This window comes from Rhodococcus sp. 14C212 (assembly GCF_011058195.1).
Classification (GTDB): Bacteria; Actinomycetota; Actinomycetes; order Mycobacteriales; family Mycobacteriaceae; genus Rhodococcus; species Rhodococcus aetherivorans.
In genome coordinates, this window is record NZ_JAALEH010000003.1 from 191,772 (window position 1) to 200,424 (window position 8,653).

The 8,653-nt window shown below is 68.2% G+C and carries 7 protein-coding genes and 1 pseudogene; 7 read left to right on the plus strand and 1 reads right to left on the minus strand.

Annotated features, from left to right (window positions below; translation table 11 throughout):
• Nucleotides 1-106: 106 nt before the first annotated feature.
• The 4 genes from G6038_RS03035 to G6038_RS03050 all read left to right on the plus strand — a co-directional run bounded on the left by G6038_RS03035 (nt 107) and on the right by G6038_RS03050 (nt 4,636).
• Nucleotides 107-1,351, plus strand: a complete 1,245-nt coding sequence (locus G6038_RS03035) for a cytochrome P450 (RefSeq protein WP_165035846.1) — start codon at nt 107-109, stop codon at nt 1,349-1,351.
• A 57-nt stretch (nt 1,352-1,408) separates the two neighbouring features.
• A complete protein-coding gene (locus tag G6038_RS03040) occupies nt 1,409-2,599 on the plus strand; it encodes an FAD-dependent oxidoreductase (protein ID WP_165035847.1) in 1,191 nt (396 codons plus the stop codon).
• Nucleotides 2,600-2,662: 63 nt separating this feature from the next.
• Nucleotides 2,663-4,117 carry an aldehyde dehydrogenase gene (locus G6038_RS03045; RefSeq protein ID WP_017679788.1) on the plus strand — a complete coding sequence of 485 codons (1,455 nt, stop codon included), beginning with the start codon at nt 2,663-2,665 and terminating at the stop codon, nt 4,115-4,117.
• Between the two features lie 81 nt (nt 4,118-4,198).
• Nucleotides 4,199-4,636 carry a nuclear transport factor 2 family protein gene (locus G6038_RS03050; protein WP_165035848.1) on the plus strand — a complete coding sequence of 146 codons (438 nt, stop codon included), beginning with the start codon at nt 4,199-4,201 and terminating at the stop codon, nt 4,634-4,636.
• Nucleotides 4,637-4,701: 65 nt separating this feature from the next.
• On the opposite strand, the gene G6038_RS03055 is transcribed toward G6038_RS03050, so the two are convergent.
• Nucleotides 4,702-5,622, minus strand: coding sequence for an SMP-30/gluconolactonase/LRE family protein (locus G6038_RS03055; RefSeq protein WP_100056949.1), 921 nt, complete (start codon nt 5,620-5,622; stop codon nt 4,702-4,704).
• Between the two features lie 223 nt (nt 5,623-5,845).
• On the opposite strand from G6038_RS03055, the gene G6038_RS03060 reads away from it, so the two are divergent.
• The 3 genes and pseudogenes from G6038_RS03060 to G6038_RS03070 all read left to right on the plus strand — a co-directional run.
• The gene (locus tag G6038_RS03060) at nt 5,846-6,793 is read left to right on the plus strand and encodes an alpha/beta hydrolase (RefSeq protein WP_165035849.1); all 948 of its coding nucleotides are present in this window, start codon (nt 5,846-5,848) and stop codon (nt 6,791-6,793) included.
• Nucleotides 6,794-6,807: 14 nt separating this feature from the next.
• Nucleotides 6,808-8,418 carry an NAD(P)/FAD-dependent oxidoreductase gene (locus G6038_RS03065; protein ID WP_165035850.1) on the plus strand — a complete coding sequence of 537 codons (1,611 nt, stop codon included), beginning with the start codon at nt 6,808-6,810 and terminating at the stop codon, nt 8,416-8,418.
• A 93-nt stretch (nt 8,419-8,511) separates the two neighbouring features.
• Nucleotides 8,512-8,653, plus strand: a pseudogene (locus G6038_RS03070) (glucose-6-phosphate dehydrogenase (coenzyme-F420)); the annotation flags it as partial.

Sequence of the window (8,653 nt, forward strand, 5' to 3'; positions counted from 1 at the left end):
GAACATTTGATTTGATAGCCGGGCTGGCGGTGTGATCTACACTACTATATCATCTGTTATAACCATTAGCAGGAGATGCCCGATCCGACGCAGGAGGGTCCACGCGATGGACAGCCGCAATCGTTGCCCCGTCATCAACTTCGACCACAATTCGCAGGAGCACTCTGCCGATCCGGTCGCCTCGTACCGCAAGGTCCGCCAGAACGAGCGAGTCGCCTGGACGGAGGCGCACGGCGGGTACTGGGTGCTCAGCGACTACGACTCGGTCTTCGAAGCCGCCCGCGACGACGAGACGTTCTCGTCCGCGCGCAACGAATATGGGGGAGAAGGCCTTTCGGTCGTCATCCCGAAGACGCCGATGCACTTCCACATCCCCATCGAGCTCGACCCCCCGGAATTCCGCAAGTACCGCAAGATCGTCAACCCGATCACGGCACCCGCGGCCGTCGAGCGGATGAAGGCGCTCGTCGACCGCCACACCGCAGGGTTCATCGACAGCGTGATCGAGGACGGGCAGTGCGACCTCACCTCGGTAATCTCGGTTCCCTCCATCGTGACGGTGGACTGGCTCGGTCTCGACCTCGCCGACTGGAAACGCTATTCCCATGCGCATCATCAGGCGCTCGCCGGCATTCCGGGAAGTGACGACTACCGCCACGCGATGGAGGTCGACTTCCCGTACCTGGGTGACCGCATGCGCGAGACCATCCGGGCCCGTCGCGAGAACCCCACCGACGACATCATCAGCTACCTCGTGCAGCAGGAGGTCGACGGTCGTCCGCTCAACGACTTCGAGATGTACTCGATCGTCGATCTGCTGCTCGCCGGCGGTGTCGGTACCACCGCGTCCCTGGTGAGCCAGGCGCTGGTGTGGCTCGCGGAGCACCCGGCCGTGCGCCGGCGGCTGATCGACGATCCGAGCCTGATGGACCACGCCGTCGAGGAGTTCCTGCGGTACTTCTCGCCCACCCAGGCGCTCGCCCGGACCGTCACCAAGGACACCGACTTCCAGGGCTGCCCCATGAAGAAGGGCGATCGGGTGCTGCTGTCCTGGTCGTCGGCCAATCGCGACGAGAAGCTTTTCGAGAACCCGGACGAGATCGACATCGAACGGTGGCCGAACCGGCACACCGCATTCGGAATCGGCGTACACCGTTGCGCCGGATCGCATCTCGGCCGCTACATGTCCAAGACGCTCATCACCCAGATTCTCGAGCGGATGCCCGACTACGAGGTGGACTTCTCCGCGCTCGAGCGGTACCCGCATCAGGGCACCAACATGGGCTGGCAGCGGATCCCGGCCACCTATACACCGGGCCCGCGCGTGCTGTCGGACTACACCTTGTACTGAGTTGTATCGAGCGCACCCACCGCACCATCCGATTCATCGACAGGACAGGGGAACGCCGTGTTCAACGGCCGAAGAATCGTCGTCGTCGGCGGCGGCCTCGCCGGGCTCCGCACGTGTGAGGCGTTGCGCGCCGAAGGCTTCGACGGCGAGCTCGAACTGATCTGCGCCGAGCCCACCCCGCCGTACGACCGGCCGCCGCTGAGCAAATCCGCACTCGTCGAGGCGCAGGACACCACGTTCGACGTCGACTACGCGGCGCTCGGCGTCGAACTGCGCCTCGGTGTCCGGGCCCGGGCGCTCGACACCGCAGCCCGGGCGGTGCACACCGACGCCGGCGAGCATTCCTACGACGCGCTGGTCGTCGCGACCGGGGCGGCCCCGGTCACGCTGCCCGGGGCGGGCCGGCAACTCGCGCTCCGCACCGCCGCGGACGCCGGGCGGCTTCGTGCCGAGCTGCGCCCGGGAGCCCACGTCGTTCTCGTCGGTGCCGGCTGGATCAACGCCGAGATTGCCACGACCGCACTGTCTCTCGGTTGCTCGGTAACCTGTGTGGAGGCCGGGTCCCGGCCGCTCGCGGGACCGCTGGGCGCGCAGGTCGCCGAGCGGATGCGATCGTGGTGGGACGGAGTCGATCTGCGCTGCGGCACCGGCGTCGGCGAGGTCACGGCCGACGGGCTGACACTGGACGACGGCACCGCACTGCCGGCGGACGTCGTCGTCACCGGTATCGGAGTGCGGCCCGACGTGGGCTGGCTGACCGGCTCGGGACTCGAGATCGACCGCGGGGTCGTCGTCGACGAGTCGCTGCGCACCTCCGACCCGTCGGTGTTCGCCGTCGGAGACGTCGCGATGCGGTGGTCGCCCCGATTCGGGACGCGACTCGGTGGTGAACACTGGGACGAGGCGCGCACCGGGCCGGCGACGGTCGCCGGCGCGCTCCTGCGGCCGCAGGCGCCACCCGTCTTCGATCCGGTCCCGTACTTCTGGAGCGACCAGTTCGGACACAAAATCCAATTCGTCGGACACAGAAGCGAATCCGACGATATGGTGTTCCGCGAGGGTGTGGACGGCAAGTGGGGTGCGGCCTGGTTCGATGCCGCCGGGCAGCTCACCGCGCACCTGAGCGTCGATTCCCCCCGGCACATGGTGCAGGCCCGCATGGCGATCGACCGCGGTGCCGTCGTGGATCCGGACGCGATCCGGGATCTGTCGGCACCCCTGCAGGCACCGGCCCCGGCAGCGAAGTAGTACTCCCATCCCATCCATCGAGTCGCCGTGGCGAGAGTCCGCGGTCGAGTGGAGGAAAACAGCATGACCACAGCCACTCCCATCCAGCTGAAGAGCTACGACAAGCTGTTCATCGGCGGATCGTGGGTCGAACCGTCCAGCGACGCGGTGATCGAGGTGATCTCCCCGATCAACGGCGAGGTCATCGCGACCGTGCCCGAGGCGCGCGAGGCGGACATGGACCGCGCCGTCGCGGCGGCGCGCAAGGCGTTCGACGAAGGCCCCTGGCCGCGGATGACGCCCGCCGAGCGGGCGGAGATCCTCGTGCGCGTCGGGAACGAGGTGAAGAAGCGCATCCCGGAGATGGCCGAGGCCTTCACCCTCGAACTGGGCGCCCCCGCAGCGGTTTCCACTCTGTTCCATCAGAATGCCGTCGACATGTGGGACGACGCTGCCACGTTCCACGAGCGCTTCGCGTTCGAGGAGGAGCGCACCTGGAAGGGCGGGCACGGCAAGATCGTGCGTGAGCCCATCGGGGTCGTCGCGGTCGTGGTCCCGTGGAACGGTCCGGTTGCGACCGGCTCGCTGAAGATCTCGCCGGCACTCGCCGCGGGCTGCACGGTGGTGCTCAAGCCGGCCCCGGAGGGGCCCGTCACGATGATGATGCTGGCCGAGGCGCTCGACGCCGCAGGCCTGCCCGAAGGCGTCATCAGCGTCGTGCCGGCAGGACGGGAAGTGGGTGACTACCTCGTCAGCCACCCGGATGTCGACAAGATCAGCTTCACCGGCAGCACGGCGGCCGGCCGCGTCGTCATGAGCCGGGCCGCCGAGCGGATCAAGCGGGTCACCCTCGAACTGGGCGGCAAGTCTGCCGCGATCATCGCCGACGACATCGACCTGGACACCTTCCTGCCCGGCATGGTGTTCGGCGGCATCGGTCACTCGGGGCAGGTCTGCGCCGCCCTCACCCGCATCATCGTCCCGCGCGAGCGCCAGGAGGAGGTCGTCGAGGCGATCAAGGCGGTGATGGAGAGCGTGAAGGTCGGTGATCCCCGTGACGAGGACACAGTTCTCGGCCCCCTCGCCGCCGAGCGTCAGCAGACGCGGGTGCTCGACTACATCGAGGTCGGCAAGAAGGAGGGTGCCCGTCTGGTGACCGGTGGCGGCAAGCCCGCCCACCTCGACCGCGGGTGGTACGTCGAGCCGACCCTGTTCGCGGACGTCTCGAACGACATGCGCATCGCGCAGGAGGAGATTTTCGGGCCTGTGCTCGTGGTCATCCCGTTCGATTCGATCGACGAGGCCGTCGCCATCGCCAACGACTCCGACTACGGCCTTTCCGGCTCCGTCTACGCGAAGGACGAAGAGCTGGCCCAGAGCATCGCGCGACGGGTACGCACCGGCCAGATCTCCGTCAACGGCTACGCGATGTGCGTCGTGCAGCCCTTCGGCGGCTACAAGCAGTCCGGTCTCGGCCGCGAGGGCGGCATCGAGGGCTTCGACGCGTTCTTCGAGACCAAGCTGATCCAGCTTCCCTGACCCACGACCGGTGCGGGGTGCGTCCCTCCGCGAGAGGGGCGCACCCCGGTATCCGGCACCGACGAAAGCGAAGGACCCGATATGACTGCGGTATCCCCCGATCTCGCACGCCGCGCGGAGGACCTGATGTACGCGTACGCGACCGCCGTGGACGAGGGCGACCTCGACGCCCTGCGCGCGCTGATCACCGACGACGTCTCGATCACCCAGAACGGCAAGGAGGATGTGGGACCCGAGGAGTTCCTCGGGGTCTACCGCGCCTTCGCCGAGTCCGGCGCGGAGTTCTCCCGCCACGCGATCACCAACGTTCGCGTGTCCGACGAGGGCGCCGGCCGGGTGCGGGTCGACGCGTACTTCGAGGCCACGGTGGCCGGCCCCGAGGGCACGCAGCGGCTGTACGGGCGTTACGCCGACACGTTCGCCGAGCGTGCGGGGGCCCTGCTCATCGAGCGCAAGCGCATCACCGTGGACCGCGTGCTGGACCAGCCGGCCTCGGCGGCGGCCTACGCCCCGTACTGATCAGAGTCCTCGGGGAAGGGCGGCGATTCGACGAATCGCCGCCCTTCCCTGTCTGTTCCGTGGTCCTACGGGCGACCGCCGTGGGTGGCGCCGACGCGGGTTGCGAGCAGGCTCGCGTCGCGCGTGTGGCGGCGGGCGGCCTCCGAGGAATTCGGCGCGGCGCAGGCGTAGAGGGTGTTGCCCTCCGGGCCGCCGAGCATGCACGCGAACACCCCGGTCGGGAACACGACCTCTCCGGTGATCGCGCCACCCTCCTCGACGCGGATGACCCGCCGGTTGAGGGCGTCGGCGACCCACACCGCACCGTCGCTGTCGAGGCAGATGCCGTCCGGTGCGACCGCCGCGGCGCTCATCGCGGCCTTGACCGAGTCGGTGGGCAGGTCCGGCCCGAACGCGGCCCAGGTGCGCTGCCCACCGAGCCGGCCGTCGGGGCCGATGTCGAAGGCAGTCAGCTTGTTGCCCATGCTCTCCGCGACGATCAGCGTGCCGGTGGGGGTGATCACCATGCCGTTGGGGAAGCGGAGATCCGAGGCCTCGACGGTGAAGGACCCGTCGGGCGCGACCCGGATCAGGTTGGCCGGCGCGATCGGGGTGTCGCGCTTGAACTCGAAGCCGAAGCTGCCCACGTAGGCGGTGCCGTCCTCGGCGACCACCATGTCGTTGAGCTTGCCGGTGGCGACCGACGAGAGGTCGGCGTGGACGACGATCTCGCCGTCGTGCTCGCGGCGCATGATCCGCCCGGACTCCATCGCGGTGATGAGCAGGCGGCCGTCGGGCAGCCAGCCGAGGCCGGAGGGCTCGTCGCCGGGGAGGGTGGCCTCGACGGTCACCGCACCGTCGGCGCCGATCGAGATCACCTCGTGCCGATAGAGATCCGAGACCCACACCCGTCCGTCGTGCCAGCGCGGGCACTCGAGGAAGGCACGGTCGGAGACGACGGTGTCGATGGGGCTCTGCAGCGCGGTGTCCTGATTTCCGGCAGTCATGGTCGGTGGCCTTCCGTAGTAGATGCGGGGAGATGCCCCCGGAACTCTCGCGTCCACGCTAGACCAATGATGCGCATAGATAAAGACCTGGGCGCGTCGGTATTGCAAATAATCATGCGTATGGTTATGGTGATGTGCATCACTCGCTGGACGCCGACTCTGCGCATCCGATCGGGAGTTGTCGACGTCTGTCGAAACCCATGCCTCACACGAAGGAGATGCCATGGCCCTCGATTCCGCCACCACCGCGTTCCTCGCCCAGATGGCCGAGGCGGGCGGCCCGCCGCTGCACGAGATGAGCCCGCAGGAAGCGCGCACCATGAGCGACGGGTTCATCGAGTTGTGCGGTCCCGGGCCGGAGATGGCCCGAGTCGACGACATCACCGTCCCCGGTGCCGACGGACACGAGGTGCCGGTTCGCGTCCTGGTCCCGACCGACGACGCCCGCGGCGTGATCGTCTATCTCCACGGCGGTGGCTGGGTCGTCGGCAGCCTCGACGGGTACGACACGCTCGGCCGTCAGCTCGCCGAGCGGACCGGCTGCGCCGTGGCCCTCGTCGACTACCGGCTCGCTCCCGAGCACGGGTTCCCCTCCGCCGCCGACGACGCGTGGACCGCGTTGCAGTGGCTCGCGGCGAACCGCGCCACCTACGCGGCCGCGGACGCCCCGCTGATCGTCGGCGGGGACAGTGCCGGCGGCAACCTCGCCGCGGTGGTCGCGCAGCGCGCCGCCCGGGAGAACGGTCCCGAACTCGCCCTGCAGTTCCTCGCCTACCCCGTCATCGACTGCGACTTCGACACACCCAGCTACCTCGACCCCGCGAACGAGCTCATGCTCACCCGCGACGCGATGGTGTGGTTCTGGGACCTGTACGTGCCCGAGGCGACGGACCGCACCCGCTGGGAGGCCGCCCCGATCAACGCCGAATCGTTGGACGGTGTCGCCCCGGCCGCGGTGCTGATCGCCGAGCACGACGTCCTGCACGACGAGGGCCGCAAGTATGCGCACGCGCTCCGCTCGGCCGGAGTGCCCGTGCGCGAGAAGGTGTTCACCGGCCAGATGCACGGCTTCTTCCAGTTCGTGAACATCCTGCCGGGCGCCAAGGACGGCATGGACTACGTCGTCGAGGCGGTCGAGGACGTGCTCGCCGGCGCGGACATCGCCCGATGAAGACGGAGGCCGGCATGGGATTCGAGGAAGCTCCGGAGGAATTCGACGCGATCGTGGTGGGGGCCGGTTTCTCCGGCATCTACATGGTGCACCGACTGCGGGAGATGGGCCTGACGGTCCGCGCCTTCGAAGCGGCCGACGGCGTGGGCGGCACCTGGTTCTGGAATCGCTATCCCGGCGCCCGATGTGACTGCATCAGCATGGAATACGCCTACACCTTCTCGCCCGAGCTGATCGACGAGTGGGAGTGGACCGAACGCTATCCCGCGCAGCCGGAGATCCTGCGCTACCTGAACTTCGCCGCCGACCGGCTCGACGTGAAGAAGCACTTCCGGTTCCGGACCCGGGTCGACTCGGCCCGGTTCGACGACCACACCGACCGGTGGACGATCACCACCGACGCCGGTGACGTCGCCGTCGCCAAGTACTTCGTCACCGCGGTCGGCTGCCTGTCGACATCGCAGACGCCGGACTTCCCGGGCCTGAAGAACTTCCGCGGCGCGACGTACCACACGGCCGACTGGCCCCGCGAGGGAGTCGACTTCACCGGCAAGAGGGTCGGGGTGATCGGTACCGGTTCGTCCGGCGTCCAGGTGATCCCGCTCGTCGCCGAGCAGGCCGAGAAACTGACCGTGTTCCAGCGGACTCCGGCGTTCAGCCTCGACTGCGGCAACCGCCCCCTCACCGAGGACGAGAAGCGGGAGTTCAAGGAGAACATCGAGACGTTCAAGGCGACCTCGAAGACCACCCCGTCGGGTCAGTACACCGACACCCTCGAGGTCGGCGCGCTGGAGCACTCCCCGGAGGAGCGGTGGGCGACCTACGAGGAGCGGTGGAACCGGCACCGGGCGATCGACCTCATCGCCGCCTACCCCGACCTGTTCACCAACCGGGAGGCCAACGAGACCATCGCCGAGTTCTTCCGCAGCAAGATCCGCGCGGTCGTGCAGGACCCCGAGCTCGCCGAACATCTGTCACCGCGGACCTATCCGCTCGGTGCCAAGCGGATCACGCTCGACACCAACTACTTCCAGACCTTCAACCGGGAGAATGTCGAGCTCGTCTCCCTCCGTGAAGCGCCGCTCGAGGAGTTCACGGAGAAGGGCATCCGGGCCGGGGGAACGGAGCGCGAACTCGACGCGGTGGTCCTCGCCACGGGATTCGACGCGATCACCGGTCCGCTGCTGAAGATGGACATCTCCGGCGTCGGCGGCGAGACGCTGCAGGAGAAGTGGCAGGACGGACCCGTCACGTACCTCGGGATCGCGGTCGACGGGTTCCCGAACATGTTCATGCTCACCGGCCCCGGAAGCCCGAACGTGCTCACCAACGTGGTGTGCGCGATCGAGCAGCACGTGGAGTGGACCGCCGACTGCATCGAACGTCTCGAGCAGCGCGGCGCTCGCCGGTTCGAGGCGCTCGAGCCGTATACGCACGATTGGACCGAGCTCAACAACGAACTGGCGAAGGGCACGCTCTACCCCGAGGGCAACTCGTGGTACACGGGCGCCAACGTGCCGGGCAAGCCGCGGGTGATCATGTCCTACGTCGGTGGGCTCAACACCTACCGCGAGATCTGCGACGACGTCGCGGCCGACGGCTATCGCGGTTTCGCCATCAAGTAACGGGAAACGACAACGGCAGGACGCGAACTCGCGGCTGCGTGCCGCGGCGCGTCCTGCCGTCGTTTCCGAGGTTCCGACGACGAGGAGTTCGTGGTGTCGCAGGGTCTGAAGTTGGGGTACAAGGCGTCGGCGGAGCAGTTCGGGCCGCGGGAGCTGGTGGAGCTGGCGGTGCTCGCCGAGGAGCGGGGGATGGATTCGGCGACGGTGTCGGATCATTTCCAGCCGTGGCGGCACA